The following is a 26,966-nucleotide window of genomic DNA, read 5'->3' as shown; positions in this document are numbered from 1 at the left end:
CCAATTTACTCCCTTGGCAACACCACAAACGGTGTCTCTTGCGGCATTCCTGCCACTAACGCCGTCCGCAGCAGTTTCACTGTCGAGGGCAGTGCCCATACAGGCGACTGCAGTTCCGGCATCGGCTTTGCCTGGAACAGCTTCTTGCACTGTCTTGCCGTCCAGCGCGCCCACGACTTGGACTTCTTACGGCGAGCGCTGTCCGTGGAGATTCCCGTCCCGGCATACATCTGCCGATAGAGCTTGGAGAGGAACATGAACGCGACCCTGGACTTCAGGTTCGGCGTGCAGGCAGACCGCTGCCAGATCGCGCTCCAGTTGTAGAACCTGTCCCAGACCTTCTGCGTCCGCTCGCGAATCTCGTCCGAGCTCATCGAAGGATGGGGTGTGAACATCTTGGGACGGACTGCCGTTGGAATCAGCCAGTAGCGCGTGATCGGCACATCGCCCACCATCGTGGGGTCCTTGGCCTGCTCCTTCTCCCAGCGTCCAAAATCGATCGTTCCGGGGAACGGCGTCATCATCACGAACTGGGCGAAGGTTACACCGGCCTTCAAAGCCATCTCTACCGTGGCGTCAAAGGTAGCCGGTTTATCGGTCGGAAGCCCGAAGATAAACGAGCCGAGAACGTGCACACCATGCTTCTTGAATGTCTGCAACTGCTTCGCCAAGGCGTCGCCGGAGTAGTTGAAGTCCTTGAAGACAGCCTTGAGACCTTCCGGAGTCACGGCTTCCACGCCTACAAGCGCCCCCTTGATGTTGGCCTTCCGCATGGCGTCGAGATACTCGCCGTCTTCTCCAGCCTCCATCGTGATCTGCGTGAAGAACACCATGTCCTTCGGCAGCTTCGCCAGCTCTTCCATGAGCTGAAAGCGCTCCGTGCGGATCGCCATCAACTCGTCGACCTTGGCAGTGTTGTTCTGTTCACGGGCGAGGCGCAGATCGGTCAGCGTTACCGGGTAGAAGTTGTCGTCGGCCAGGGCAATAAACCGGAAACCAAGACGTCGCAGATCGACGATCTCATCGATCACACTCTGGAACCGGCGCTGCCGCGGCTGCTGTCCATCGGTCCGCCAGACGCTGCAAAATGAGCAGTGCTTCGGGCATCCGCGAATCGTCTGCACCGAGGCCCACATATATTTCTCAGGAGGCATCAGGTCCCAGCGCGCTGCGAGGAACTGGTCACCATCGATGCGGCCGCCCTCATAGATCCGCTCCGGCGTGCCCGCCAGGCAATCGACAACGGCCTTGCCCCAGGCGATATCGCCATCGCCCTTTACAACAGCGTGCGCTTCACCACGCTCGAAGGCCTCTTCGGGAAAGAGCGTAGCGTGAATGCCGCCGTATACCACCCAGGCGCCGCGGCCACGGGCCATGCGGCCCACTTCGTATCCACGCAGCGCATTGCCGGTATGAACGCTGATGCCGACGATGTCTCCGGCCTGAATGCTCTCCGGAACAACCTGCTCCAGGGATTCGTCGACAAGGATGGGATCCCCTGCTATTTGCGGCGTTGCCGCAGCCAATACAAACAGCCATCTGGGGGTAATGACGGCAGTACCAAAAGAGTTGTCGCTAGGGTTTATAAGATGGACGCTCAACGAATCCAACCTTTCCTCGTACGAGTGCGGTGGCTTCAGTGAGTGTCTTTACAATGGAACGAATCGAGGGGAGTGATTCGTAGATCGCAGGTCTGCCCGCCGGGCTATGTCGTCTATCATACATAACGGTTGTTACAGTCCGATGGCAGTGGGAGAGTTTAGAGCTGGTTTGAAGCCGGGATATCCTGCAGAAGTGTTCTGGCTGGTGACACAGGCCTATCCCTTTTTATGAGCAAGAGAGCTGCCTATGACCTATCCCGGATTTGTCGACCATCTGGTCTTCCGCGTCTCAGGGCTCGATAGGACGGAGCGTTTTTACCAGGCACTTCTCGGCCAACCCCTTGAAAGAGCTGAAGATAGCCTTCTGTACGTGGTAGGCGACACTCGTCTGTTTTTCACGAGTACGGTCGAGAACCACGCAGGAATGCAGGACAAGGAACGCGTCGGCTTGAATCACATCGCCTTCGGCGTTCGCAGTCTTGCGGAACTTGAAGCCATTCAGACACAACTGGACAGCTCCGGAATCTCGCATAGCGGATTGAAGCTGGACCAGTATGGTTTGAAGGAATTTATCTGGCTGGACGATCCCGACGGCTTGCGCATCGAGTTCTATCTGCGTCCCGAGTAAACGGGCACGGCAAATCGGCTCTTCCGGCGCACAAAGACGGACTGCTCCCGTTCCAAAGCGCGGGCTCAGTGCAGCAGGCTTTCTTCTGAGGGCTTCATCCGCACGACGCGGTCCACCGTATAGGGCGTGCGCTGCGTCTGCGTAAAGAAGTGCCGCACCTGGAGTTCGCCGAGCAAGCCGACCCCGATGAGTTGAATGCCTGCCAGAATCAGCACACCGGCGATGATGAACCAGGGTGCATGTTCCCCCGCAACAGCATGACCTGAGATCAGCTTGTAGATCAGCAGCCACGTCGCGATGCCCCCGCCTGAAACCATAGCGAGCGCGCCGATGCTTCCGAAAAAGTGCAGCGGGCGCGTCATGTACTTGAGCAGAAATCGAATGGTCAGCAGATCGAAGAACACCCGGAATGTGCGCGAGATGCCATAGTGGCTCTGCCCCGCTTCGCGTGCCGGATTCGAGATCGGAATCTCACAGATGCTCGCACCGTACCAGCTCGCCAGCGCGGGGATGAAGCGGTGCATCTCCCCGTACAGCGGAATATTGTGGATCACCTCGCGGCGATAGGCCTTGAACGTCGTGCCGAAGTCGTGGATATCCACACCCGAGAGCTTCGCCATCAACCAATTGGCGATGCGCGACGGAATCCGCCGCATCACCATGTTGTCGCCCCGCTGCGCACGCCATCCACTGACGACGTCGTAGCCCTCTTCCAGCTTGGCGAGAAACGTCGGAATCTCGTTGGGATCATGCTGCAGATCGCCGTCCATCGCCAGGACATACTCCCCGGAGGAGTGGTCGAAACCAGCAGCCAGCGCCGACGTCTGGCCGAAGTTCCGGCGCAGCTTGACCAGCAATACACGTGAATCGACGGCGGCGATCTCCTCCAGCAGGCGGTAGGTGCGATCGCGAGAACCGTCATCGACGAAGACCATCTCAAAACTCGCGTTGACGTGTTCCATCACGTCCTTTACGCGGTCATAGAGCTTCGTTACGTTCTCTTCTTCGTTATGAAACGGGACGACAATGGAATACCTGGGCACGTCCTCAATTTTACGCCTGAGCCGGCCTCTATGGCGCGGTACACTAGCAGGAGTGGTTCGCATTCGTTCCTTCTGTGGTTCGTTGCGCTCTTCCCTTTCCACTCCAGGGCCCGGTAGCTCAGTTGCATAGAGCAGCGCACTCCTAACGCGAAGGTCGCAGGTTGGACTCCTGCCCGGGCCACCAAAAATCCTCAATATCCATGCGGGTTCGTAGCATTCACTCAAAAGCATCAAAATCCATTTTGGGCTGCTGTGTGATTCTGGTGTGATTTTGTTTCGCTGTACTTTGCTGCACACAATACCAATCCGCGAGCAGAAAAGCCCCACCCTGCTGTCAGGATGAGGCGCAGTGCTGATTGATTCAGGTTGTTAGAGAGCGAGCCGGATAAGGATGAAGTGAGTTCACTTACGTAGCTTGATGAATTGCTCTCCGGTCACGTGCGGTCTTCCATATCAGTTCGGAACAGTCTCCTTAAACGGAAAACGCCCGGTCCTCATGAGAGATTGCCGGGCGTTTCAATTGCCTGTGCCTTTGATTAATGGTGGCTCAATTAAAGCGCGTCAAGTGCCGCGAGGTCCTCGTTTGGTTTTACGAACGTTTGGCGTTTTGGTTGGAGCATATCCTGACCGGTAAGTGCTGGGTTCAACTTCTCGGGGGCTTTTTCCTCCGTAGGCTTATCCGCGTCGGCCACCATGCTCAACGGTATCGCATGGAAGTCCTCACTTGCCTTTAGGACCGCTTCCTTCGTTGGAGCCTGTTCATCGGTTGACTTCTCTTCCGTGGGGTTCTCTGCAAAGAATGCACTCTCGGATATCATGTTGCTCATATCATTTCTCCTTGTATGTTGTGAAATTCATAACTTTCTGTGCTCGTTGGAAATGTGTGGCAGACACAGAGGCAGGAAAGCCAATTCAACTGCACTGATATTCAGGTGTGGTGTTCGGAAAGATGGCCCGGAGGAATGCACGGGAATCATGCACCCAAATTTTGTACCACATCCGGCTTTCAGGCGTCCAAGTGAGCACAACAAAAGGCCCGCCCATCACGGACTGGCCTTTTTAGTTTCAATTGCGTTGCATTCGGCTTGAATAAATGAACCAAGCGCACACATCAGCCAGCAATCCGCTATATTTTCATAATCCGCCTTGGCCCATATAAATCCCAATTTGAGGTAGTGCCTCAGTTTGAAATTGATCTCTTCTGCCTCTTCCGAAAGATTCTCAATACGAGCTTCACCACGTTCAGAAGAGCGTTTAGAAGAATCGCGGCAGCGAAGATATAAAGAAATACGGTGAGTAGGGTGCGCCACATAAAAGCAATGCTATCGCACTATTTCTGCAAATGAAAAGAGCCTCACCGCGCAATGACGATGAGGCTCTTTGTTGTTCTGATGCAGAAACAAGCGCTTATTTGGTAGACCAGTCATACAAATTAGCACCGGCACCGGTCACAGGCTGTTTTGCGTAAGCGTAATGCTGTGCGAACCGTGCCCATAGAGGACCTTCCACATAAAAGCCTCCCCAGATAGTTGGGTGGGTTCCGTCAATTGTGTAGGTCTGCTGGGTGTTGACATTGCCGACTGAAACACCCGCAGGTAATGTAGCCATGAAGGCGCTGAATTGCCCGGTAGCATGTTCATTCAGCACAGGCACACCGTAGTCGTTTGCAATTTGGGTTTCCAACGCATTCCAGGCATTAACGTTGACATCGGTCTGAAATGAGTTGTGCTGCGGGGCAATCAGGATCAATCGGGCGAATGGATTGGCTTGCAGGTAGCCCTCAATTGCCCTGCGCAAATAGCCACACATGCTCGCTGTCGCAGATGTGTCCACATACGTTCCCATTGGTGAATCAAAGTTAGTGCCAAGCGCGATGATGACCATTTCCATAGTCGCCAAGTCTTGTGCAAGGGTGTTTCCAATAGTCCCGCTGTTGTGATAAGTCTGCGCTTGTTGCCCTGTGGTCGGATTTGCAACTGTGGATGTGAATCCTTGATTAGTGCCATTGACGGGATCATTACCGTACATCTCAAATATCTGTGAGAATGCCCGGCCAGCGCGTGCGTCCAGTCCTGCCAAATTGCAACCTGATGCAGCACAAAAACCGTTAGTGATGGAAGATTGACCTAAGCGACTATCGCCACAGAACCAAACATTGATGTTAGTCAGTGGCGTAAGCGGACGGCCTCTGTATGGATTGATAATTGGAGGAATGCCGCCAGCAGATGTACAAGGTGCAAAGTAAGGAACTTTACCTGTTGCAGGTGACCACATCAAACTCATAAAAACAGCATTGTTTGGAATTGGAATTGCTTGCCCTGCTGCAAATGTCGTTGTAGGAATAGCAGATAAAAATGTACCGTCTGCTTTATAGAAACAATGTCCAAAGTTTGCATTTCCGGGGCTGCCGTTCTGCATAGCGCAAGACACAAAACTCAGCCCTGCGCAAGGTGTGAGTAGACTGCTTCTTAAAGACGCAGCGACACCGGTTGTATTGATTGTGCCATCGACAACATTGCGACAGCCTGCAAGAGCATTATTGATGTCAATGAGGTTGCGACCGTTAGGCCAAATACCAAGTTCAGCATGTGGGAGGGTCGCCAGACCAAGCCCAGACGCAAGTTGAGCTGCTGCGGTAGTGGCTACAGCCGCATCTTTTGCATCTATCGTGCTACCCGGATAAGTACCATATGCCTGCCAAGGGGCGAGGACAGTTCCGTAGTTAATCATCAAGCTATTTGGGTTGGCGATTACGTGGGTGTTGGCCAGAGTAATCCGCATGTAGGCAATGTTCGCGTTAGACGGAGCGGAGATAGCCGTATCAGCACCATGCATCGTCGTATCGTCGACAACCCATGTGAAATTTTGATCGAAATACGAAATGCGCTGCACGCTAGGAAGCGAATCAGTCGAGATGTACTGCTGCCCTGCTGTGATTGGAATGTAGTCGCTGACGGCCACGTTGGCCGAGGTGTTAGGAGTTACGACGCCTCCTGTATTCAAGAAAGCGTTTGTGGTGCAGGCCGCTACATTGCATAGCTGCAAGAGAGAACTACCAGCCGGTTGTTTTGAGGCAAGCGAAGCAAGCGCTCCCAATGAAGCGATACCGGGAACACCTTGAGGTCCAGTGGGACCAACAGGACCAACATTCCCTTGAATGCCTTGAGGACCAACAGGACCGACTACACCTTGAGGTCCAATGGGGCCGGGCTGAACAGTGACCTGAGCTGCAAGGTCCGGTTCATAGGTATCGAAGTCGAAGGCCAAACCTGTAGGCCACTGAACACAGCCATAACCAGGGCCGAGAAGATTGTTGCCTGTCACGTTGTCAATGAGCCTGACCGCATAGCCAATGTTGATTGGGGTTGTCAGATTAGGATCGGCAAGAAGTATTTGAAACGCGCCATTAGTGACGACAGCAGAGACCTTGTAGACCGTAGTCGGCCCAGGAGCGACACCTCCTGTCTTGTATGAGAGAGGCTTGCCTTTATTGTCTACAGGTGTGAAATAGATTGTTGCATTGGTTATTGGTGCGCTGCTCGAATCACGAAGATTAGATGCAGACACGACGGTGTAACCCACCGTTGCAGTGAGACTTGCCATTGAGTGTGTTTCCTAATGAATGTGTGGGGGGATTTGTTACTGAAGGGGATGTTTAGAAGAGTGCTGAATAGAATGTGTCTTCCCTATTCGCGCCGTCTTCGATTACCAATGGAGCCAAGCGTGAAGAAGAGGCCAGATAAGGTGTAGAAACTGAACAATCAGAATCCAGAGGATTCCACCGACACCAATTGCCTTGTACAGTTCTTTGCCTTGCCGCACGACTTTGAGAATCGCGTTCCCTGCCATGCCGAGCGCAGAACAAATAGTGATGAACCACTTAACAGAGCGAATGTCTTTAGTGACAGATTTGTGTTGCTCTTTCAGTTCGCTGACTTGGCTGGTGATGTGAGATCGAAACTCTGTGTCCTGCTCATGCCATGCTTCGTGTTTAGCAACGAGGCCCTCAAGCAATTCAGTGTTTCGCCCTATCTGGCCAGGGACTTTATCAGTCCCCACTAGAGAGGTGATGTCCTGTTGCATGGTTTCCAGCTTCTCGTCCTGATTGTCTAGTCGGCGCTCTATCTTTTCGCGGTGTTCATTCAATTTCTGTTCCATTAGGCCGAGTGTTTGTCGCTCAGAGTTAGCGATTGCTAAGTGAATTTCTCCTTTTGGCATTCCATCCAAGTCTCGGAGAGTGATTTGTGGAGGCATTATTCGCCGCTCCCGCTAAACATGGCTTGCTCGGCTGCGCGTCTCCGTTCAAGACCGGCCTGCACCTTCCCACCGGCATACACCCAAACGCTGAACTGCTTCGCGGCTGCGGTGTAATCGCCTGTATTGAGCACGCGAAGAAGAGTGGATGTGGTGAAGTTTCCAACCCCCTCATTGAAGGTGAAGTCACAGAGAGCGTCGAACTGCCCTTGCGTGAGCGGGACTTTGACCAGACGATTGACGCAAGCAATCGCTATCGCCATGTCCGACAGAAGCAGACTGTCTGCCTGTTCGTTTGTGATCGTTTGGCCGGGATGGACATCGCCTGTATGGCCGTATCCGATTGTCCAGACACCGGCTACATCTTGATATGCGGTGAGCCTAAGCCCCTCAAACTGTTTGGTCAGTGAGAGGCCCTGAGGGCTGAATTGATATGTCATTGAAGGGGAATCTCGTAGTGCGGACATGCAGGGGCATAGAGGCCCAAAGGAATCGGGCTTCTATGCGCTCACTGCAAAGGGGATTTAGTTATTGAATGTAAATCTCAGCCACCTGGGCCTGTACTGAAGACGAAGCGCTCGGGACAGAACTCGATGCTCCACCAACACCCGGAACAGCATTCACAAAAACCGAGATGCCAGACAGATTGGTTCCAGTAGGAACAGTCAATGTATAGGTAGTCAAATTTCCTGCTGAATTAGCGAGAGGAGAGGTTGTGCTTCCTCCTAAAGAGGCATTAATACTAACGCTCCCACTCGGCGAAGTGGCCGATTGCCTAAGGATCGTAGTACAGATAACCGTCAGGGTCATGTCGGCGGCGGCAACTACGGAGTTAAAACCTGACCATGCCCCACTGCCTATCGCTGTTGTATTCGATGTCTTACCAACAGCAAAGGTAGAGGTACTCGATCCCGATACCGTGGCATATGAACTTAGATTTCCGTCATATGCAGCAGCAGGGGTCGTGGTGGTTCTGGTTCCTAAATCGCTAAAAGTTGTTGGCTGGTATTTACCGCCGCTCGTTCCTGTACCTCCACCCCCTCCACCTGAGCCAGCAAAAGGCGTCACAATAGAGTCGATGAGGAAGTATCCGAGCTTGCCGAGAAAGTCAGACTGATTTGTCGTTGCTATCGGTGTGACATTGCCGCCCACATAGGTTGGATCGATATAGTACACGTAATAGAGAGTTTGTTGAGTCAGGCCTGAGATCGTCACTGCTCCACCAGGGAAGACAGGCAAAGACAACTGGCCGACAAGCGCGGTGAAGGGATTGCACTCGATAGCAGCGGTTCCATCGGGATACGCTTCCCCGACGAGTGAGCCTTTACCGACACCGTCCTGAGTCTGAACAGATAGAACCAATCCTGCGGTGAAGCCGTCGAGTTCCACCCATACAGAGGTCGCACCATTACCGCGTATTGATCGAATCCGAACGTCATACTGCTGGCCGGATACAACACCACTGATGAAGTAGAAATTGCTATTGACCGACGCTGAACCCGCATCCGTCCAATTGGCTGCACCAACCGGCTGATACTGAACCTGTATCTGGGTGACGAGGATGTCTAGAGGTGTTGTCCAGTTGACTTGGATTCGTGGCGCAACAGAGCCGTCAGGCTGTAGCAATGCAGTCGCAGCCGAGGAGATGAGTTCCATGTCTGTAGGCGGTGCAGGAGTATAGGGAGCCTGAAGCGATGGAGCGGCTGGCACGTCATAGACGGTCAGCTCTTCGGCTACGCTCCAGTCATAGATTGTTGGGTCGGTTTCATTGACGCCGAGCGTGATGCTGAGGAGAGGCCCTGCATCGGTCTGATCGGTAGCGAATTGAAATGAGTTCACTTCGAGCAGTTTGTCTGTCCAACCCATCTGAGAACACGTCATATTGAACGTGTCCATTGGCTGCAACATGAAAGCGGCAAGAGACATCTTTAGCGTGCCCGAACCCATTTGCATCCGGTTGCGGAGTAACGCAATTTTCGCTAGACGCTGCGCCTGGGCGATGCTGAGAACCTGAATGAAATCCTTCTGAAGAGGGAGAACAACCCCACCGTCTTCGGTCAGGTATTCATCATTGGCGTAGCCGTGGAGAGTGTCCGCTGCATAGTCTGGATATGAAGTCGGCTGGAAGGCAAAGGGAAAGTTGTCCTGTATCTGGCCGTTGTACCAACCGTTAGAGTCGTACAGGTTGCCAGCGACGTTGAATGGAAAATTTGGCGCTGTGTACTTGCCGCGAACTCTATTCGAGATGTCACGGAAGCCTTTAGTAGTCCAATCAACAGAGTCAATCAGGTGGTCGCTGTTGAATGATGCTGAAGGTCCGTAATAGGCTGCCGGATAGATGAACCATTGACCGCCTATTCGGCTGATCTTTCCACCCATCGACTCCATGAGCGTCGAGATGATATCTCCGACAGCGGTGCCTGTGTCGTAATGCCAATGACAGGAATATCGGCTTTCTGTGCCGCCCGCTGCGAGAGCGACTTGTTCATCACAAATGTTGGCTGCTGCAATCAGTTGGTCCTGATTTACGCTGTCGTCACCGAGGCCCCATTCAGGGTCAGTCAGAACATCATTGATGATGAGGGCTGCATTGGCAGAGTATGTGGGCGTTGTTCCTACGCGAGGGTCAACGACAGGCTTTCCATGCACCGTGAACCTTACTTCAGGCTCAGAAGGAAACATAGACGAGTCATATTCAACTTTGAGATAGACGTACGTGCAGCCGCCTACAAAGGGAGACTTGCCGGATGATGCAGCCCAGGTAGGATCGTTTGCGGTGAGACCACCGATGACATCACCAGGAAGTTGTTCTCCATAGCGAGCTTCACAGTAGACAAGAGTCCCGAAATTGTATTGAACGCCGTTAGGGCCTTGGTGGGAATTACCGTCAGCATTGCCACCGAAGTTATATCCGTTTTGTGTGGTGTTGCCAGCGCTGGTGGTATCCCAATAAACCTGTCTGCCGTCAAGGTAAAGATTCTCAATGGCGAAACATTCATGAGTAGCGATGACGATTACATAATTGAATTGGTCATGGTGACCGCCTGTAGTCGAACGATAGATTTGAATTCCACCGACACGCTGAATCCCATAGATGATTTGTCTATATGAGGCAGCTTGACGAGTGGTGATGTTGACGCCACGGTTAGCAGTGAGAGCGTTGGCTATAGCTCCGGCTTCCATACTGATACCGCTGATAGCCAGCGATGCCATGATCTTGTCGAACCAGGGACTCGCTACGAGTGCGGGGTCTAGAAATGCGGCGACACCCATGCCAACAGCGCCAATCAGCTCACTTGCTCCAACCAAGGCCTTACTCATGTGTTTTGTGTTCCTAAATAGAAAGGCCGCTCTGAATGAGCGACCTTGTGTGTTCTGGAGCGTGTGCCTGCTTAGGAGGTCTTCCACGCGCGAGTAATGACTGAAATGGGAAACTGCATCAGGCCGGTTTCACCGATGCTGATTGCATATCTGCCATCGATGCCGACGAAGCCAGCGATGAGCTGTGTTCCGTTCTGAATGGTGACAAGATCGCCACGTTGCGCAAGCAAAGGCTTCGACCATTCGGTGAGTCCGTGCTTGGCTGCACAATAGGCGGCTGCATCAGCTACGGTTGTGCCGTTCGCTACAGACTTGATGAGTGCGAATGCAGAGGCTTCGTCGGTGTATTTGCCCCGGAAGTCGCTGGCGATATCCACGCCTGTCATTGCCTGAATCGCATCTGCTGCTATCAGGCAACAGTCCGATGTGCCCCACTTGAAAGAAACATTTTTGTGAGCAGCGATGAATGCAGGTAGGAGTTGTGTGTCCCACTTTGGGAGTCTTACAAGCGCCATGATTAGCTGCCCCAGATGAGGGCTGGAGACGCTTCCGACTTACGTCTCAGTCGTGCCTCACGCATCTTTTGGCGTGTCGTCTCTGAGAGTTTCTTACCGAAGCTCGGGTGATTCTCACCTTTTACGGCATCACTGATTTTGCGACGGTGAGCTTTTGTGAGTTTGTTGCCAAGACAATAGGTGTTGCCCTTCTGCGACTCACTCATCTTTTGCCGTGTAGCTTGCGAATGTTTCTTACCCTTGATTCCGGAAGAATGTCCCATGAGCGATTGGCTTTGCTTTCGACGGGACTCAGCAGAGCGTTTGTGTCCCATATGTGACTCGCTCAATCTCTTACGAGTCTCATCGGATCGTTTTCCGTTTGCACCGCCATCGGTCTTGTTGTAACCGAAGTCAGGGTTCATCGAATCATGAGTAAAGATGGCTCGACGCTCCATGTCGTCTAACTCTGCTTTGCTGAAGGCTTGATGAAGACAAACGATGTCGAACGATTCCAGTCCATGCTTTCTCATCGCGCAATACAAATGAGCATTGCTTCTCACAGCACGCGCTTCTTTCTTGTGCTGTTTCCATCGTTGTTCGATAGTTCTTGCAGTCTGTCCTATGTAAACCTTTCCATCGATTCGATTACGAATCAAATAGATATAACCGTAGATGTTCAAGTAACTGTGTTCCTTCGCAGGCGTGGCGAATCAATCCACGCGCACATAGGCGATGGATGAACCGAGCGCTGCTGATTGTGTGGCGGTAAGAGAGGGTTAAGAACCCCAATTCAACGAGATATCGTTCAATATCTCGACCCAGTTGAAGGCGCTGTCGGTCGGGTATTCCATGTTCTGGTCAGCCGCCGTCCATAGCCGAGCAGATGCCCTTTGCAGGTTGGCCAGGCGATTCTCTAGAGCAAGAGAAACGGTGATCGTATTGGCCCCGGTTGTGATGTGTGGCTTGTCTACTTGGCCGCTGAAGAGCAAATAGGGTGTGCCGATGATCTGCCCGCTATTCAGGCACGCGAACCACACTTGAGCTGGAGCGCCTAACTGAATGTCAGTAAGACAGGCTGAGTAGAGTGCAGGATCGATGCCAGATAAAGTCAGAGCTGTTCCTGCTGCCTGGACTTCTGTTCCCTCACTGATTGTTCCTACGCCACCGAGAGAGCCGACACCGAGATAGGTGTTGGAGTTGTAGACAAGAGGACCAACACCGCTCCATATGTACTGTGGGCCGGACTTGAATTGAAGTGAGGCCAAGAATGCAGGCACCACAACAGAAGCCTGAAGCGCAGCCAACATGAGTGGATCAATTGTTCTCATGTCTATCTGGCCTCTATCACGGAGATCGTGACGGCATTCAGTCTTGTTTCAGCGCTCAGAATGGATCGTTTGTTGCTGGATAGGCGAAAGAGCCCTTGCGGACGATTGAGGATGACCGGTTCACCGTCTGTCGTAGCCTCGCGAATAGAAGGCCAAACAGAGATGATCGCGCCACCGTTTACATCGGAATCAACCTGAGTCAGAACACGATGCAGACGATAACCAATCTGGAGATGATCGCCCGGTAGAAGTAAACGATAGGTGTTCGGTGTCCATCCACGAGTGGCAAGCGTGTAGCTCATGGGGGCAGTCACGCCGTTACAGACAGGTGTGCCGCTTGCTGAACCGCTAGGAGAGATGTGGAAGGGATGGCCGAGATAGAACACATTGGTCATACCTCTGCATTCGCCTAAGAATCCTTCCCACGCGGCAACTGTTTCAGATGTCATCTGCGGGAGTGTGAGGTCGGCAGTCCAGAAGTCTGCACCGGGCCATGCCTGGACCTGCTGAACACCTGTAAAGGGTGAGGTCGATACAGGTGTTGTGTCGTTCATGGAGAGATTTAGCTGTTTGATTCCGGGGGCGCACGGAAACGCGACGATATTAGCGCCGTTATAGGTGCCGATTGTGGACATATGAAGGTGTTCCTAAAGATGTGTGAGAGGAAGCCGTGTTATCGCTTCGAGGAAGGCTGACGGCGCTGATGATCTTTCATGGCCTGAGAAGTTGTCTTCGTTAATTGCGGTGCAACTTGACCCATTGCATCCCTGAACTTCATATCGAATTGTTCGGGGGTCACGCCGTTAGCAACGTTTATTGAGTAATAGTTGCTGCCACCACCGAGAGCGTTATGCGGGATGATCGTGCCGGGAGTAGACGGAACGAATCGTTCCCTTCCCATCTCACCCACATCGATCGGTACGCCAGCTTGGACGCCACCGCCCAATGCGAAGCCACCACCGAACATAGACAGTTCAGGAAGGACTTTCCCAAAGCCACCGCTAACGACAGTACCTACGCCAGAACCAGCTCCATCATCGTCTGGTGACTCTACGTCATCACCATCTGTTGAATCGGCAGAGGCACCAGGACTGGCGACCTTAGCTGATCGATGGAAGAGACTTGCGAAGATGCCACCAGAGGATGAACCTGCACCACCGGGGACTTTACCTGAAAAGAGATTTCCAAAGGGGCCACTAGCTGCACCACCTACGGATTGGCCGACGATGCGGACATTGATTGGATTGGTAGCTGTTCCATCAGGCTTACTTAGACCGAGAGCGCCTAAGACAGGGGCTTCAATCTGTTTCAGACTGTCATTCGCTAGGCTCTTGCCAATGCCTCGGAACATGCCCGACCAATTGGTCTTATCACCGACCATTAGGTTTGAAAGGTTGTCATTTAGGCCAGATATAGCTTGTTGATATAGCGCGACGACTTGTTTAGCAGAGTCTTCACTGTCCTGCACCCATAAGGCATTCGCATTCTTCAGTGCGCCTTGCCATGAGGCACCGGCAGTCTGTGCCGCGTCCTGCATGATCTGGACTTGGCGGTCGGCCTGAGCCTTCGCCACGGCAGCTTGCGCATTGACTGTGGCGGCTGAGTTGGGGTCTAAGCCGGTCTGTCTGCCTAGTTCATCATTGAGGGCTGCAATCTGCTGACGATACTGTTCGGCATGGATGTTGGCCTGTTGTGTGGCAGCATCTTGATTGCTTATTTGGCCGGTCTGTCGCTGAATGCCTAGAACAGCTTCAGCATAGCCTGTCGATTGTGATCCCTGTTCGAGGGATGCCTTAGAGCGTGCTTTCGCAGCTTCCTCGGCCTCACGTTGGCTGGCATTGATGGCAGCGGTGTATTTATCGTATGCGGCTTTGTAATTGGCTGAACCTTGCTGGGCTTCCAAGACACGGATAGACCAATAGTCGGCTTCATCCTGTGCCGTGCGATGCCCTGCCTGAGTCCATGAGTCGTGATCGAGATCCCATGAATCGCTCTGATCTTTGAGAGCCTTAGCAGCAGCTTGCTTCTGAGCCTCGGCGGCTTGAGTCCGAGCTTCCCTTAGCTTTGCGGTGAGTTCGTTTTGCGCATAGAGATATTGTGCTGAACCCTGCTGAAGACCGGCTAACCGACGATCCCATGTGTTTACTTCAATGACGGCTGAATCGTTGCCAGAGTCTTTACGGGAATCGTCTTGGCCCTGCCATTGCTGACGTTGGGCTTCCATCGCCTTCCGTTGAGCTTCAGAGGCTTGACGTGTTGCCTCTTGTGCTTCCTGACGACGCTTTTGCGCATCCTGAAGCTGTTTTTCTTGTTGCTGGTCAGCGGTGTTGCGATTCTGCTGAGACTGCTCATCGAGCGTATTGTCTGCAAAGTCTTGAACGCCAGATAAGATGTTGATATTGGCGCTGTTCTTGCCGCCGGTATCGAATGACTGGATATCAGTGCGTGACTGTTTCGCCCATGCTGACAAGTCTTTGAGAGCTGCGGTGATCTTTGCGATACGTGCCGTTGCTGCCTCGGGTGTGTCAGTGCCGGAGCGTGTTGCGTCCCGGTTATCCCGTTGCATATTGCGGATGTCGGTCATCCGCTTGTTTACTTCATCAGAGACAGGCCCGGTGCTGATTTGACCAGTGAGGGCGAACGCACCTAGACCTGCTGAGTTCTCTGCTAATAGCTTTTTGACATTCGCTGCCGCCTTGTCCGACGACTCTGCGAGACGATCTGCATTGATTCGCGCTTCGTCGAGGGCAAGCGCCAATGTGTTGACCGGCTTGTGCTCTAACTTGGCAATGGTGATTTCTAATTCATCGTTCGCCTTGCGGAGTCCATCGACGTTAGTCTCAATGGGAGCATTCAGCGATTCAAAGCCATCCTTCAGTGCGTCAGGGAGTTTGACCGCCGTCTCATACATCTGATGGAGAGCTTCAACACCTCTGACGATTTCAGCGGTGAAAGCAACTGCGCCAACGATGGGAAACGCGACATCGAATGCCTTCGATAAGAGCGGGATAGATGATGCAAATGATTCAGCCGCGCGAATGCTTCCGGTTCCGCTTAGGGCACGAATGCTGGCAGAGGCTTTTGCACGGTCAGAGACATCCGCACCGATTGAACTTGAAACAGGGGAAACTTTATTGAGTGTGGCTAGTTCTGCCTGAACTTGCTTGTTCTTGGCGCTGATTCGGTCGAGACTGTTTACGATGCGGTTCGCATTCGTATCAGTGACCTCTGACATCATCCTAGCGGTACGCTGTTGAATCCTTGCCAACTCATCCGAAGATGCGCCAACACTCTTAGCAGCATCGATCTGCATTTTGAAGCTGGATAGGATTTGATTCTTAGCGTTGGCTACAGCTTGACTAGACTTAGAGACTGCCTGATTCGCCTTATCGACATTTGAGACGAACTGCCCTGTGTCGGCGTTGAATACGACCTGAACTTGTGTTGCCATTTAGTTAAGTGCCTTAGTGACTTCAGCCGTCATCGTGGCGGCGTAAGCGTCAATAGCTTGTTGTTGTGTGGCGTCTTGAGCTGGCCGGATAAAGGGATGAGGATCGGTTGTCTTCTTGCCCTTAGTAGCGCGAGCATTCGCGTGTCCGTTCTCTACCCAATTGGCAACAGAACGTGTCACGGCAGTTCCAGGACCGATGGTGACGCTGGAGACATCGCCTGTCGTGGTGGATTTGTCGCTCGCGATGTGAACAGCGGCTTTTATGTTGGCGGCTAGTTCACCGGGTTTGAGGAGACCCTCGGCAACACCAGACTGAACAGGAGTTCGTTCGACTATTGCTGTCTTCACTATCTGGCCGACTTCCGTCAGGGCTTTGCGTTCAGCTTTCTTGAGCGCATCACCCTTCAGGGCATCGAGCTTTGCTATGAGATCGGAGAATTCGTTAGGCATCAGGTGTCTTGTGCAGGCAGATACGGTCGTACAGTGGGCCGAATCCCTGTTTCATCTCGTAGGCAAGTTGGGCCGATTGAGCCATGAAGGCATCTCGTATTGCTTGCAACTCTTCTGGAGGGGCGAGGGCTTTAGGCGGGACACTCTCACGATGACTTGGCATGTATAAGAGCGGTGAGACGGCTTCTTTAGGCGCGTATATAGAGCTATTGATGACCGCTGCTGTAGTGAATGCAGCGCACATCTCGCGATGCTGGAGCATTTCTCTATGGCGCTTGAACAATAGGGAAAACTGACGAGGGGTCAGCGAATAGAACTCAACGTCAGTGAGACGGAGGTCGTATCTCGCAACAGACCAAAGATAAGAAAGGCTCAGATGATCTGCACCACCTGAGCCGTCTATTCCCCCGCGTCTTCACCCTTAGGTTCTGGCTCGTCTAACGAACCAAACCATGCGGTGATGATGGCGTTATGGATTGCAGGAACCTTATGCAGGCTGATCCAACTACCAACTTCTTCGATTGTGAGTTTGGGATTCTCTTTTAGTAATGCCGCCCACAACAGCGCACGGAGATTGGTTGCGGATACGTCAGTGATGTTCTTTAACAGATTGATACCGGTATGGATTTCGGCCTGGGCGATGGCATTGAAGTCATAACACAGATGCCGCTCCACACCATTCAGGATTAGGGATACGTCAGGCAGAGTAGGGTCTTTCCCTACCGTGCCTGCTACTTGATTATTTTCAGACATGGATTTCTAGGGTTCCTACGGATTAGTTGCCGGGAGCGATGGTGATTACGCCAGTGATTTTGATGGTGGCGTTGAATGTCGAACTCTTATCGAACTGAATATCGAAAGTGCTCTCAGTGACGTAACCCACATAAGTGAGCAAAGGTCCGGTTGTCTGGACAGTTGCAGCATCTTGAATGAGAGGAAGCTGATGCTTTACCGAGAGAAGAGTTTGAGCATCGAATGCGGCACTGAGCATGAGCTGGCCGGGGTCTGAGGGGTCCCACACACCGCTGATTGCAAGCTGACCGGCATCATTGAGAGTTGGGGCATACTCACGAGTCACGCCAGCAGAACTCATGTTGGTGATGTCTTCGGTATCCATCTTGCGGCCTGAATACTGAGTGGTTTTGATCTGATTGATTGGGGTAAAGGTGGGTGTTCCGGTAGCCGAAGCTGCGGCAATAGACAATACGGAACTCTTACCGGATATAAAGGCGGTAGACATAGATGGGGATTCCTTTGAAGCGGAGGGAAATGGGCAGTGCGGAGGGGATGTTGCGGAGAGGGGTGTTGCGGATGTTCAGAGAAAGTGTCCAGACCGGACAGTTTCGTTATTGCTGTGCGTAGAGGACGCGGTAATCAGTCGATGTCCTATATAGGCGGGTGTCTTGCGAATAGGAATCAGTGACGTTATCTATCCAGCAATTCGACACAGGGGTTCCATCAGGGAGTGTTCCTGTATAGCCGTCAAGCGTCTTTCTGATCGCATCGCTGACAGACTTTGCGTCTGCATAAGCCGCCGCGAAACAATCAAACTGCACTCTGGCGAGCACGCATCCGGCAGGGCCGTCGTTGGTGTAAACAGGCACAGACGAGACAGTCTGGTATGTCGCAGATGGTTGTGTCGTATCTGATTGCACTAGCGAATCAGGCAACACCAGGGGATACAGACGGTTTCCTGCGATGGCCGAGAATCCTGCATTAGCGGTGATGAGTTGATAAAGACCGGATTCAATCATTGTTATTTCGTTTGCTCAAGACAGAGCAGGTCCAGTTCCCTACGCTCTTCTGTGGGATCGGATACAGCTTGAATGATGAAATTGCGGGTGAGATAGACGACACGCATTCCGGCTGCGAGCGTTACAGCAGGTTGAAACCGGATAGTGATCTTGTGGGAGATTTGAGAATTGAATCCAGCACCCAGAGCATAGACTTCCTTAGAAGTGATCGTGTGGATGTCTGCCCATGTCTGCAACAGAGTGTCCCATGTGGCCGTTATCTGGCCGTATTGATCTTTGGTAGTGCCGGGAACTTCGACGGTGATGGGGCGTTTGAGATTTCCTGCTTGCATGGCTTATACCGCGTCGTAAGTCAGCGCGTTGAACACTTCCGTATCCAGCAAGGCACTGACACCCATAGGGATGTTCTTGAGGTTTAGGGCTGTACTGTCTTCCCTGTTCTCATACCAATGGCTCACGAGCAACAGAATCGCCATCACAATGGTTTGTGGGCATGTGTTGACGGTCACGCCATCACCATAAGAGCCAGCCAGATAGGTGATCTTTACTGAGCCGGGGAGATATTGCTGTGTGTATGGCCAGAAGAGGTTTTCAGACGGCACGAGACGAGCAGGCTCGGAGGTCGTATCGACGAAGTATGTCGATGGGTCTAATGTCTGAAGCTGTGCGTTCAGGTCAAGATATGTGACGGACTGAACAGAGACGCATCGTGGCTTAGGCAGCCTGATGCTGAAGTAGTCCCATGCGGCACCGAAATAGGGCCAATCATGACGCTGTTCTGCATTCAATGACGTTTGGAATCTCGGCAACGGAAAGTGATCCAATGCCAACACCCATGTCTGGTTGAAGAATGCGCGATTGGTGTATTTCTCCGCATACTGCCGGGCCGCTGTGATGTAGACCTGGATCAGAGGATCATCAGCAGTAAAGTCGACTCTGCAATGGCTTTTTGCCAATTCGAGCGTGACAGGTTCCACCGTTGGCGGTGTGATGAGTTGATAGCTGAGGATCATTTAGGCGGGATACCGAAGAGACAAGGGACGACGTGAGCCATCCCCTGCCTTCTTCTTGGGCGGTTACTTGATTGTGATTGCGCAGATGGGTGAGACACCGGCGTTAGTGGCTAATCCACCGACACGGGCGAAACCGACGAAGCCTGTTTCGTATCCGGCTGCAAAGAGTTCATTCAAGCGAAGGATTCCGAGGCCAGGATTTTGCTGACGGAATGTATAGGCTTGTTTGAAGTCACCGAATAGAACAGGAACATTACCTGTTGCAACAGCGGGAAGCTGGGTGACTAGCTTTACAGGGCGACCGAGAATGGTTCCGACGAAACCACCTGATGCGTCACCGTAATTAGGAAGGAATAAGGGACGGCCAGCGGTGTCAGTTAGACCGATGACATAGCCAAGTGTTGCATTGGACATTGCCCATACGGCGTTAGGCTGATATGCAGGGTCTAGGGTTCCGATAGCAGTAGCAAAGTCAACATAGCCGAGCTTGTTGGTTGTGGCGCTGGTGAAACCTTGGGTGTTGTATGCGGTGGTTATTGACTGAACCGCACCTGCGTTGCCGTTGATGATGAGATTGCTTGCACCCCGAAAGAAGCGGTTAGCGAATCTGTCACGGATGAAGGCCTCAACATCGAATCCGGCGTCTGTTAGGAGGCCATTGTCGATTCTGATAACGCCTGTGGTGAAGTTGTCCACCTGAAGGGTTAATCCAGTGATGGATGGGTCGACTTCGCTGGCGTTAGTTCCAACGGTGACGGAGGTAAGGCCGTTGTTGGTGTCGTTATCAAGAACTAGCTTGATAGGATCGCCAGTGTCGGTCTTCATCACGTTAACGAGGTCATAGATTTGGCCGTATGACTTCTGAGCTTCAAAGACTGAAGGATTGAAGAGAGTGGGGATCATAACGCCGCTGTTGGCGACAGTTAAATCACGTATCTCTATCTGGCCGGTACGAAGGTAATTGCGAAATGATTGCTTTACCTGGGCGCTGCGGACTTCAACGGATTCATGAACGTCGTTGGATTCGCCTGGGTTAGGACGTGGGCTGTTTGTAGCCTTGTTGATGGAGGCGCGGTATTCGTCAGCGGCCTGGACTCTGGCGATATCGCCGTCAATGGCTGTGACATCAGCCAACATTGAATCGAATTGAGTGCGTTGTTCTGCGGTGACGTTTTCGCCCGCTACTAATGCAGTCGCATCAGACATGATCTTGTTGCGTTTTTCTGTTAAAGACTTGATTTCCATTGTGTGTTTCCGTGTTGCAGGGGGGATATGCGCTGACCGATTCGCTGCGGGCGAGACTTCAGGGCTGCAAGGCAGACGGGTGCGATTGAACGCGGCACGACATAGCGGCGACGTCCTACTTGCGAATTACTAAATTTGTGGGGTGGGGATTAGTGCTTATGAGCCAATAGAGCCAGCTTCATCAGAAGGCGTCTATGCTCTGAATCAGAGACATGTAGTGATCTCTGAGCATTCTGGTTGTAGCAAGAACAAACTTCGTCTATGCAGTCATCGTCAGAGCAGAGATTGCAGGCTCCTGCGAGACATTGGGTGCATTCACATTCGCAAATAGGTTCATTTGAGATGTCGTCTGCTGATCGGGTGATGATCTTAGAGCGGAGTTCGGCTGGCATTGTCGAAGGCATGTTGCGGGCCTGAGAGCTTGTTTGGGCATAAGCCGGATAGGTAACAGGCGATATGTCTAGCAACTCTTGGAATTCCAATATGCGGCGAGTGATGCTGCCGTCTGGTTGCTCTGTCCATTGATCGCGTTTGACCTTGAAGCCGAATGACGATTGCGTTACATCCTTACGGCGCATCGAAACAATCAGGTCGTTAGCCAGTGTTGTGTTAGGTGGATCAATGACGTAGGCCAATCCGCGAGAATCAAGGTTTAGCTTCAATGTGCCCGATAGAGTTCTGCCTAATACATGGTCAGGATTGTGATTCCATAGAGCACGGACATCAGGATTCGTCATCATGATGGCATCGAATGCGTGAGGATCAATCGATTCGGTCCAGCCTCCGATATCTTCTGAAAAAACGCCGAATAGAGCGGCATAACCGGAAATGGTTGGCGCTCCTGTATCGGACACACGAAACTCTTGTGTTAGATAGCGATGCTCAACTGAATTTGGTTCTTTAGACATGGGGGTTCCTTGTGGCTATTGCTGCACCGGCTTCGCGAAAGATGTTTGTGTGGATGGAACGAATCGCTTTGCTCATTTCGGAGCCGGATACAGATGAAGCGTTATCCGTGGTCCATTCATTGGCGCGGCTAGAGGCGTTTTTGATACAGTCACGGACGATCTTGTCTGAAGGCGTCCAATCATCAGGAAGATCAAACTTGCTGCGGGCCTCGGTGACGATCAGGCTAGAAATCGACTGAAGGATTGGGTTCAAGATCGGTGTGATGGATTCCGCATCGCGTTTGCTGCGAGAGGATATGCGGCTAACGGCATCCTGAAACAGACCGTTGAATGCCGGGATATAGGCATCGAACAGTGATCTTTGATCGACTTCGGCTTCTGCTTCAGCAGGCGTGGTCGGCGCTATGGGTTTCTGAACAGTGGTGAGACTTGCCGCGTTCATCATGTTGACGGGAGCCCAATAGACATCACCCTCTGGACCGATGGGATTCTCGCCGAGCTTTTCTAGGACTGCGTTGGTGGAATAGAAGCCCCATTGTTTCCCTGTTGCGAATCCCGCCATCGTCGTTGCGAAGTCACCGCGTAGACGTTCAGAAACATCGAATTCAACAAACATTGAGCCGTCTACAGGAAGCAGCTTGCGCTGGATTTCCTTCTCGATACGGACCAGATAGGGGCGCAATGTATCGGTGACGAATGAGAGTGACTGCTGCTCGTGATTGTTATTTGACAGGCGGGTGGTATCGCCGACCATCGTAGGCGGCACGCGGAAGAGTGCTGCGATATCTGTACGGCTAAACTGACGGGTTTCGAGAAACTGACTGTCTTCAGGTGACAGGCCAAGCTGGGTGTAGGTCCAGGACTGAGGTAAAACACCTATTCGGCCTTGATTCTCTCCACCATTGGCGGCTTCCCAGAACTTGCGGAAGTTAATCATTTCTTTTTCGTCTATCTTGCTGTTCGGTGTGAGCAATCCACCTGGGCGTGAGCCGTTGCCGAAGAACTTGCTTCCGAACTTTTCAGCTGCTCTCGCGAGGCCAATTGCTTGCCGCGCCTGACCAATGGGTGACAGACCTTTGAGGCCGTCCCATGAAAACAGAGGAAAATGGAGCATATCTTTCGCTGCGACAATGCGTGTCTGACCGTTAGTGAGGCCGACACTCGTCTTAAAGGCCAGGGTCTTGTCAGGGAGACGGACTGGTGTGGTTAATAGAGGTGATAGCGGATATATGCCGACTGGTTCCAATGCGCTGTTGCGGAGGATTTCAAGATAGGCATTGCCTGTGAGGGCCATGCAACCAGCAATTGATTCCCATAAAACAGGTGCAGACATCTCATCGTTAGGCGAAACGGTAAGAACGCGGTATAGGGACTTGTCTAGTGCTTCCTGACGGCCTCTGTCGGTGCGCCGATAGAGACGGAGAGTCAGAGAGCCTACGGACTCAGCAATGCACCGGACAGCCGCATAAACAGTAATGTGTTGCAGGGCGATGGCTTCATTGACCATCTCGCCGGATGCGGTGGGTGTTGTATCCGTCAGCATTGACCATGCTGCGGAGAACAGGCCATTGACGTTAACGGTGCTGTCGCGCTGCTCTATCGGAGGCGATGGCGGCACTTCTAAATTCAGTTTGATAAGGGACATTCGGGAGGGAGTCTTATAGGAAGAACGGTTCAAAGGCAGATGTCTTATCTGCGGGATCGAGCAACATGGCTCGGTTCATAGCGAGGAATATGGCTATTGCGGGGTCTATCTTGGCTTCGGGAGCCGGCTTGTCGGGCATTGTGAGATTGCCGGCGACTGTCTCGTGAGTGAGAACATTGCCCATCGCCCACTCAAGAAGTGGGTTGCCGTCGTAATGGAACCTGCCGTCGTATACGGCTGATTCCAATTCCTTCATTGCGGGTGATAGCTCGCGAGGAGATGGCGGGATAATGACCCTATCTATGCCGCTTTGTTCGGCTACGCGCTGGGAGAATTGGTCTGCATAGCGTTCGTCATAGGCAAGCAGAGAAACTTTGAATTTGGCGATATCAGCGAGGGTGTCTCGTTCGAGCGTGGCGTAATCAATGCTGCTGCCCGGTGTGGAGGTGAGAAGCCCGTCAGCGCACCATTTCTGAAAGTGTTGGTTGGCGGGGTCGTTGACGCGTGACTCAGGAACGTAACACTGAACGAAGGCGTAATAGTGGGGTTTGCCTTCTATATCCCGCCTGAACAGTTTGCAGAGAGCGCAGAGGTCGATCTTGGAGGCAAGATCGCTGCTGAGGATGCAGGGATCATCGAGGAATGCGTCTGGGCTGAGTGCGGAATCCGCACACTTGCGAAAGAACTCCATGTTCATCCATGCGGATGAGGCGGTTATCCAATGATTCAAGTGTTTGCAGCGGAATGTTCCCTGCTTGGCACTATTACGAATTGCTTCGGCTTGAGCCTCAATGAGGGATTCTTCCGAGACACTCACACCAATGTTGGGATTGGCGCTTAGGAGGGCTTCGCGTGAGGTCCAGGGGATCTCGGGATCGGCGGTATAAATGACACCGAATAGACGTTCGTTATCGCCTTTGCCATCTAGCAGTGCTTCAACTTCACGCTGTTTGGAGTGGGCCGGGCCGCTGATCGTTTCGCCAGCAGTGGTGATGATGAGCTTGAGAGGTTGTTTACGTCCGACCATGCCCGTTGATTGGGCGTCATAGAGAGATGCGTCTCTCCACTGATGCGCTTCGTCGCCTACGAACAGATGAGGCATGGAGCCGTCCCGGCCTGTGCCAATGACGGGCATCATTCGAGAGCGGGATGTAGGTTGTACGAGAGACTTTGCGTTTATCTCGATTCCGTAACGCTTGCAGAGTGCAGGCATCCCTTCGAGCATGGCCTTTGCAGGCCGGAAGACTTCAAAGGCCTGTTGTTCGGTGAGTGCTCCGCAGTAGGTTTCGGCACCTTTCTCCCCGTCAAAGAAAGTCATGTATAGAGCAATGGCAGCAGCTAGAGGCGACTTGCCGTTCTTCCGGGGAATGAGCAATACAGCCTCACGGAAGCGTCTGAGCTGGGTGTCACGGTCAACAAAGCCAAATATGGAACAGACAATGAAGACCTGGAAGTCTTCCAATAGGAATGGCGTTGATTGCTTTGCGCCCTTTTCGTGTGGGCAGAGCTGGATGAAGCTGCAAACCTTATGTGCGCGGGCGGGATCGTATATCCAGCGCCAATCAGTGCGCTCTAGATCGTCTAGGAAGCGTTGACAGGCTCCGATTGTGTATCGACTAGCAGGATGTTCCTTCGCGAAGATGGACCGGCAATAATGGATGGCGCGGTCGGTGAAGCTAACTGTCGAGGAACTGCAAGGGGTCATTGGGGGAATCTTGGGGAGCGGCTGACACGCGGCTTCGATCTGAAGGGGTCATGCCTAATGAGGCGAGAGCCATACGTAGCTGCGCGATAGACGCGACAGTCGATTGGCCTGTGCGTAGGTCATATATGAGGTGGGTGATGAGTTCAAGGATGATGCGGTCACTGCGTTGGAGAACACCAGGCGCAACCAAGCCAGCCACTTCATCCCATATCGCACGTTTCGCTTTGGAGAAACCGGATGGGGCTGAACCAATGGGAAGAGTCACATTAGGTTCGCTCAATCTATCTGCATAGCGGCCAGGATTAGTGGCCAGACCGCCATTTAAGGCAAGCAGGGCCGTCGGTTTACGTGGTTTGGGCATCGATTTTCAAAACTTTGAATTGCAGACGTAAAAATTCGACCAATGTGCGGTCTCAGGGGGCCTGAATGCGAGGGATTTCGACCCCATACCCCTAACCTTTGATTTCCGTTAGGATGGCGGATACATGAGCAGTGTTCTCAAACCCCTGATTCCAGACGTAGAGCCGACCGTGGTGTATCACTACACGTCTCTGGCTTCAATGATGAAGATTCTGAAGACACAGAAGATATGGGCTACGGATATCGGATATTTGAATGATGTCTCTGAGCGGAACCTTCTGCTCGACACCGTGGATGGACATTTACTCAACTTCGCGTCAGAACATCGCATGGAAGTCGAACAATTTCGAATTAGCCAGCGATCACAGGTACCCGATGGTCCATATGTCGCATCGTTCTCCGCAGAGTCAGATTCGCTGAATCAATGGCGCTCGTATTGTCCACAGGCTAACGGCGTCAGCATCGGATTCAAGACAGAGTGTCTAAAAGCAGTAGAGCTTGCGTGGAAGCCTGCCTACGAGGGTTATAAGCGAAACGTGTGGGACTATATACTGCCCTGTGAATTCAAACGCGTATTCTATGTTGATCCTAATGACGGCGAGCTTGCGATTAAAGTATTGAATTCGGCGTATAACGATGCGTTGAAGTCAGTGCAGGAGCTAAAGGATAACTATGGAGATGAGTTCGCTAGTATCGACGCTTACTTCCGTTTCAACATCGAAGCTCAGGCCAGTTTTTACAAACATAAGGGATTCAGCAGCGAATCTGAGTATCGTTTGGTTCTGCCATCCCAATTCCAGCAGGCCCATCAAATTGAGTTCAGATGTACGCGTTCATCTTTGGTCCCGTATGTCGCCCTAAATGTGCCTCATTCGAAAGCCGCCGAGGAGATGCGTCCTGACGTTTTTCGTTGGGATGCAGTCACTGAGATCAAAATAGGACCGACGCCCAATGCTGATCTCACTCAGCTCGCGGTCTTTGGCTTTTGCCGCTCAATTGGATTGACATCAGCTAATGTGACGAAATCGAATCTGCCATATCGAGATTGGTAGGTTATTAAGCCGCTCTATCTTCTATGATGTCTGGTTCATGCGGGATAGAGGTTAACGTTGTTTGGTTAGCCTCTGTCTCTTTGCATCGTTGTGCTGCTATATCGAAATACTTCTGATCTTGTTCAATGCCGATTCCCTTTCTGTCTGTATTGAGTGCCGCGAGAATCGTTGTGCCAGACCCCATGCAGCAATCAAGCACGGTATCGCCAGCATTTGAATATGTGCGTATGAGCCATTCGCAGAGAGAAACAGGTTTCTGTGTTGGGTGCATTCCTCGTTCAGGTATGAACTGTAGAACCGATCTTGGATAGCGAGAGCCGTCAGCATTCACTTTACCGCCCGCGTAATCCATCGGACGATAGTTGCTCGAACCATAATGAGCGCCAGTGACGTATGGTGTTGCTCCGGTCGTCATCTGTGGGTGATACAGCGGAGTTTGATCGCAGAACACGAGGATATTCTCGTGAACTTTCATGGGATATTTCTTCGCGTTTAGGAAGTTCGTTCCCTGCGGTTTCTCCCAAATGAGTTCAGTCTTTAGCTGTTTGAGATTGCTCACGGCGACAGTCGTGGTGAATGGTTGCTGTGTAAAGAGCACGATTGGCGCTCCTGGCTTGCAGACGCGTTTCCATTCTGCCCAGAGCTTTTCCATCGGAATGATGCTGTCCCACGCGTTGCTGGTCGTTCCTAACCATAGGGAAGATCGGTGAG

26 protein-coding genes and 1 tRNA gene are annotated in these 26,966 nt (G+C 52.3%); 3 read left to right on the top strand and 24 right to left on the bottom strand.

Going from position 1 to position 26,966, the window contains the following annotated elements; all coding sequences use genetic code 11:
* Positions 1-5 precede the first annotated feature (5 nt).
* Positions 6-1,601: a B12-binding domain-containing radical SAM protein gene (locus tag ACIX8_RS09215; protein WP_044176445.1), complete on the bottom strand. Its 1,596-nt coding sequence runs from the start codon at positions 1,599-1,601 to the stop codon at positions 6-8.
* 247 nt (positions 1,602-1,848) lie between these two features.
* Here ACIX8_RS09215 and ACIX8_RS24505 point away from each other — a divergent pair, with 247 nt between their 5' ends.
* A complete protein-coding gene (locus ACIX8_RS24505) occupies positions 1,849-2,229 on the top strand; it encodes a VOC family protein (protein ID WP_014265071.1) in 381 nt (126 codons plus the stop codon).
* Positions 2,230-2,294: 65 nt separating this feature from the next.
* Here ACIX8_RS24505 and ACIX8_RS09205 read toward each other — a convergent pair whose 3' ends face one another.
* Positions 2,295-3,272, bottom strand: coding sequence for a glycosyltransferase family 2 protein (locus tag ACIX8_RS09205; protein ID WP_044176443.1), 978 nt, complete (start codon positions 3,270-3,272; stop codon positions 2,295-2,297).
* Between the two features lie 107 nt (positions 3,273-3,379).
* Here ACIX8_RS09205 and ACIX8_RS09200 point away from each other — a divergent pair.
* Positions 3,380-3,456: transfer RNA gene (locus tag ACIX8_RS09200), tRNA-Arg, on the top strand.
* A gap of 367 nt (positions 3,457-3,823) precedes the next feature.
* Here the strand turns inward: ACIX8_RS09200 and ACIX8_RS09195 are convergent.
* The 21 genes from ACIX8_RS09195 to ACIX8_RS09095 all read right to left on the bottom strand — a co-directional run bounded on the left by ACIX8_RS09195 (position 3,824) and on the right by ACIX8_RS09095 (position 24,843).
* Entirely contained in the window at positions 3,824-4,099 is a 276-nt protein-coding gene (locus ACIX8_RS09195) for a hypothetical protein (protein ID WP_014265069.1), read from the bottom strand.
* A 216-nt stretch (positions 4,100-4,315) separates the two neighbouring features.
* Positions 4,316-4,582, bottom strand: coding sequence for a hypothetical protein (locus ACIX8_RS25600; RefSeq protein ID WP_150110547.1), 267 nt, complete (start codon positions 4,580-4,582; stop codon positions 4,316-4,318).
* A 97-nt stretch (positions 4,583-4,679) separates the two neighbouring features.
* Positions 4,680-6,875: a hypothetical protein gene (locus tag ACIX8_RS26155; RefSeq protein ID WP_014265068.1), complete on the bottom strand. Its 2,196-nt coding sequence runs from the start codon at positions 6,873-6,875 to the stop codon at positions 4,680-4,682.
* A 102-nt stretch (positions 6,876-6,977) separates the two neighbouring features.
* The gene (locus ACIX8_RS09185) at positions 6,978-7,526 is read right to left on the bottom strand and encodes a hypothetical protein (protein WP_014265067.1); all 549 of its coding nucleotides are present in this window, start codon (positions 7,524-7,526) and stop codon (positions 6,978-6,980) included.
* On the bottom strand, positions 7,526-7,966 hold the full coding sequence (locus ACIX8_RS09180; RefSeq protein WP_014265066.1) for a lysozyme: 441 nt from the start codon (positions 7,964-7,966) through the stop codon (positions 7,526-7,528). The genes ACIX8_RS09185 and ACIX8_RS09180 overlap by 1 nt, the downstream gene beginning before the upstream one ends.
* 88 nt (positions 7,967-8,054) lie before the next feature.
* Complete coding sequence (locus tag ACIX8_RS09175) at positions 8,055-10,847, bottom strand: phage tail protein (protein ID WP_014265065.1); 2,793 nt, start codon at positions 10,845-10,847, stop codon at positions 8,055-8,057.
* Between the two features lie 71 nt (positions 10,848-10,918).
* The gene (locus ACIX8_RS09170) at positions 10,919-11,362 is read right to left on the bottom strand and encodes a DUF6950 family protein (RefSeq protein WP_014265064.1); all 444 of its coding nucleotides are present in this window, start codon (positions 11,360-11,362) and stop codon (positions 10,919-10,921) included.
* Between the two features lie 2 nt (positions 11,363-11,364).
* Positions 11,365-12,024: an NUMOD3 domain-containing DNA-binding protein gene (locus tag ACIX8_RS09165; RefSeq protein WP_014265063.1), complete on the bottom strand. Its 660-nt coding sequence runs from the start codon at positions 12,022-12,024 to the stop codon at positions 11,365-11,367.
* Between the two features lie 96 nt (positions 12,025-12,120).
* A complete protein-coding gene (locus ACIX8_RS09160; RefSeq protein WP_014265062.1) occupies positions 12,121-12,672 on the bottom strand; it encodes a hypothetical protein in 552 nt (183 codons plus the stop codon).
* A 2-nt stretch (positions 12,673-12,674) separates the two neighbouring features.
* A complete protein-coding gene (locus tag ACIX8_RS09155; RefSeq protein WP_014265061.1) occupies positions 12,675-13,307 on the bottom strand; it encodes a hypothetical protein in 633 nt (210 codons plus the stop codon).
* Between the two features lie 38 nt (positions 13,308-13,345).
* Positions 13,346-16,123, bottom strand: coding sequence for a phage tail tape measure C-terminal domain-containing protein (locus ACIX8_RS09150; RefSeq protein ID WP_014265060.1), 2,778 nt, complete (start codon positions 16,121-16,123; stop codon positions 13,346-13,348).
* Positions 16,124-16,573 (bottom strand): HK97-gp10 family putative phage morphogenesis protein, encoded by a 450-nt coding sequence (locus ACIX8_RS09145; protein WP_014265059.1) that lies wholly within the window; start codon positions 16,571-16,573, stop codon positions 16,124-16,126.
* Between the two features lie 399 nt (positions 16,574-16,972).
* Positions 16,973-17,326: a hypothetical protein gene (locus ACIX8_RS09135; RefSeq protein WP_014265058.1), complete on the bottom strand. Its 354-nt coding sequence runs from the start codon at positions 17,324-17,326 to the stop codon at positions 16,973-16,975.
* Positions 17,327-17,348: 22 nt separating this feature from the next.
* Positions 17,349-17,813 carry a phage tail protein gene (locus ACIX8_RS09130; protein WP_014265057.1) on the bottom strand — a complete coding sequence of 155 codons (465 nt, stop codon included), beginning with the start codon at positions 17,811-17,813 and terminating at the stop codon, positions 17,349-17,351.
* 106 nt (positions 17,814-17,919) lie between these two features.
* The gene (gp17, locus tag ACIX8_RS09125; protein ID WP_014265056.1) at positions 17,920-18,327 is read right to left on the bottom strand and encodes a tail completion protein gp17; all 408 of its coding nucleotides are present in this window, start codon (positions 18,325-18,327) and stop codon (positions 17,920-17,922) included.
* 2 nt (positions 18,328-18,329) lie between these two features.
* The gene (locus ACIX8_RS09120) at positions 18,330-18,659 is read right to left on the bottom strand and encodes a phage head closure protein (RefSeq protein ID WP_014265055.1); all 330 of its coding nucleotides are present in this window, start codon (positions 18,657-18,659) and stop codon (positions 18,330-18,332) included.
* Positions 18,660-18,662: 3 nt separating this feature from the next.
* The gene (locus ACIX8_RS09115; protein ID WP_014265054.1) at positions 18,663-19,340 is read right to left on the bottom strand and encodes a head-tail connector protein; all 678 of its coding nucleotides are present in this window, start codon (positions 19,338-19,340) and stop codon (positions 18,663-18,665) included.
* Positions 19,341-19,403: 63 nt separating this feature from the next.
* Positions 19,404-20,585 carry a phage major capsid protein gene (locus ACIX8_RS09110; protein ID WP_014265053.1) on the bottom strand — a complete coding sequence of 394 codons (1,182 nt, stop codon included), beginning with the start codon at positions 20,583-20,585 and terminating at the stop codon, positions 19,404-19,406.
* A 149-nt stretch (positions 20,586-20,734) separates the two neighbouring features.
* Positions 20,735-21,493, bottom strand: a complete 759-nt coding sequence (locus ACIX8_RS25180) for an HK97 family phage prohead protease (protein ID WP_014265052.1) — start codon at positions 21,491-21,493, stop codon at positions 20,735-20,737.
* The gene (locus tag ACIX8_RS09100; protein WP_014265051.1) at positions 21,486-23,138 is read right to left on the bottom strand and encodes a phage portal protein; all 1,653 of its coding nucleotides are present in this window, start codon (positions 23,136-23,138) and stop codon (positions 21,486-21,488) included. Before ACIX8_RS09100 ends, ACIX8_RS25180 begins: the two co-directional genes overlap by 8 nt.
* 13 nt (positions 23,139-23,151) lie before the next feature.
* A complete protein-coding gene (locus ACIX8_RS09095; protein WP_014265050.1) occupies positions 23,152-24,843 on the bottom strand; it encodes a terminase large subunit in 1,692 nt (563 codons plus the stop codon).
* A gap of 485 nt (positions 24,844-25,328) precedes the next feature.
* Between ACIX8_RS09095 and ACIX8_RS09090 the strand changes: the two genes are divergently transcribed.
* Positions 25,329-26,255 carry a DUF2971 domain-containing protein gene (locus tag ACIX8_RS09090; protein ID WP_014265048.1) on the top strand — a complete coding sequence of 309 codons (927 nt, stop codon included), beginning with the start codon at positions 25,329-25,331 and terminating at the stop codon, positions 26,253-26,255.
* A gap of 4 nt (positions 26,256-26,259) precedes the next feature.
* Here the strand turns inward: ACIX8_RS09090 and ACIX8_RS09085 are convergent, their stop codons facing one another.
* The gene (locus ACIX8_RS09085) at positions 26,260-26,907 is read right to left on the bottom strand and encodes a DNA-methyltransferase (RefSeq protein ID WP_396248433.1); all 648 of its coding nucleotides are present in this window, start codon (positions 26,905-26,907) and stop codon (positions 26,260-26,262) included.
* Positions 26,908-26,966 lie beyond the last annotated feature (59 nt).

It is taken from the genome of Granulicella mallensis MP5ACTX8, from assembly GCF_000178955.2.
GTDB classification, from domain to species: Bacteria; Acidobacteriota; Terriglobia; order Terriglobales; family Acidobacteriaceae; genus Granulicella; species Granulicella mallensis.
Note: the sequence above shows the minus strand (reverse complement) of the source record. Positions and strands in the feature narration are given on the sequence as shown.

What these genes read in the sequence shown, in the direction of transcription:
- ACIX8_RS24505 (WP_014265071.1), top strand. Translation starts at nt 1,849, where the DNA reads ATGACCTATCCCGGATTTGTCGACCATCTGGTCTTCCGCGTCTCAGGG.
- ACIX8_RS09195 (WP_014265069.1), bottom strand. Translation starts at nt 4,099, where the DNA reads ATGAGCAACATGATATCCGAGAGTGCATTCTTTGCAGAGAACCCCACG.
- ACIX8_RS26155 (WP_014265068.1), bottom strand. Translation starts at nt 6,875, where the DNA reads ATGGCAAGTCTCACTGCAACGGTGGGTTACACCGTCGTGTCTGCATCT.
- ACIX8_RS09185 (WP_014265067.1), bottom strand. Translation starts at nt 7,526, where the DNA reads ATGCCTCCACAAATCACTCTCCGAGACTTGGATGGAATGCCAAAAGGA.
- ACIX8_RS09180 (WP_014265066.1), bottom strand. Translation starts at nt 7,966, where the DNA reads ATGACATATCAATTCAGCCCTCAGGGCCTCTCACTGACCAAACAGTTT.
- ACIX8_RS09175 (WP_014265065.1), bottom strand. Translation starts at nt 10,847, where the DNA reads ATGAGTAAGGCCTTGGTTGGAGCAAGTGAGCTGATTGGCGCTGTTGGC.
- ACIX8_RS09170 (WP_014265064.1), bottom strand. Translation starts at nt 11,362, where the DNA reads ATGGCGCTTGTAAGACTCCCAAAGTGGGACACACAACTCCTACCTGCA.
- ACIX8_RS09160 (WP_014265062.1), bottom strand. Translation starts at nt 12,672, where the DNA reads ATGAGAACAATTGATCCACTCATGTTGGCTGCGCTTCAGGCTTCTGTT.
- ACIX8_RS09155 (WP_014265061.1), bottom strand. Translation starts at nt 13,307, where the DNA reads ATGTCCACAATCGGCACCTATAACGGCGCTAATATCGTCGCGTTTCCG.
- ACIX8_RS09150 (WP_014265060.1), bottom strand. Translation starts at nt 16,123, where the DNA reads ATGGCAACACAAGTTCAGGTCGTATTCAACGCCGACACAGGGCAGTTC.
- ACIX8_RS09145 (WP_014265059.1), bottom strand. Translation starts at nt 16,573, where the DNA reads ATGCCTAACGAATTCTCCGATCTCATAGCAAAGCTCGATGCCCTGAAG.
- ACIX8_RS09135 (WP_014265058.1), bottom strand. Translation starts at nt 17,326, where the DNA reads ATGTCTGAAAATAATCAAGTAGCAGGCACGGTAGGGAAAGACCCTACT.
- ACIX8_RS09130 (WP_014265057.1), bottom strand. Translation starts at nt 17,813, where the DNA reads ATGTCTACCGCCTTTATATCCGGTAAGAGTTCCGTATTGTCTATTGCC.
- gp17 (WP_014265056.1), bottom strand. Translation starts at nt 18,327, where the DNA reads ATGATTGAATCCGGTCTTTATCAACTCATCACCGCTAATGCAGGATTC.
- ACIX8_RS09120 (WP_014265055.1), bottom strand. Translation starts at nt 18,659, where the DNA reads ATGCAAGCAGGAAATCTCAAACGCCCCATCACCGTCGAAGTTCCCGGC.
- ACIX8_RS09115 (WP_014265054.1), bottom strand. Translation starts at nt 19,340, where the DNA reads ATGATCCTCAGCTATCAACTCATCACACCGCCAACGGTGGAACCTGTC.
- ACIX8_RS09110 (WP_014265053.1), bottom strand. Translation starts at nt 20,585, where the DNA reads ATGGAAATCAAGTCTTTAACAGAAAAACGCAACAAGATCATGTCTGAT.
- ACIX8_RS25180 (WP_014265052.1), bottom strand. Translation starts at nt 21,493, where the DNA reads ATGTCTAAAGAACCAAATTCAGTTGAGCATCGCTATCTAACACAAGAG.
- ACIX8_RS09100 (WP_014265051.1), bottom strand. Translation starts at nt 23,138, where the DNA reads ATGTCCCTTATCAAACTGAATTTAGAAGTGCCGCCATCGCCTCCGATA.
- ACIX8_RS09095 (WP_014265050.1), bottom strand. Translation starts at nt 24,843, where the DNA reads ATGACCCCTTGCAGTTCCTCGACAGTTAGCTTCACCGACCGCGCCATC.
- ACIX8_RS09090 (WP_014265048.1), top strand. Translation starts at nt 25,329, where the DNA reads ATGAGCAGTGTTCTCAAACCCCTGATTCCAGACGTAGAGCCGACCGTG.
- ACIX8_RS09085 (WP_396248433.1), bottom strand. Translation starts at nt 26,907, where the DNA reads ATGGAAAAGCTCTGGGCAGAATGGAAACGCGTCTGCAAGCCAGGAGCG.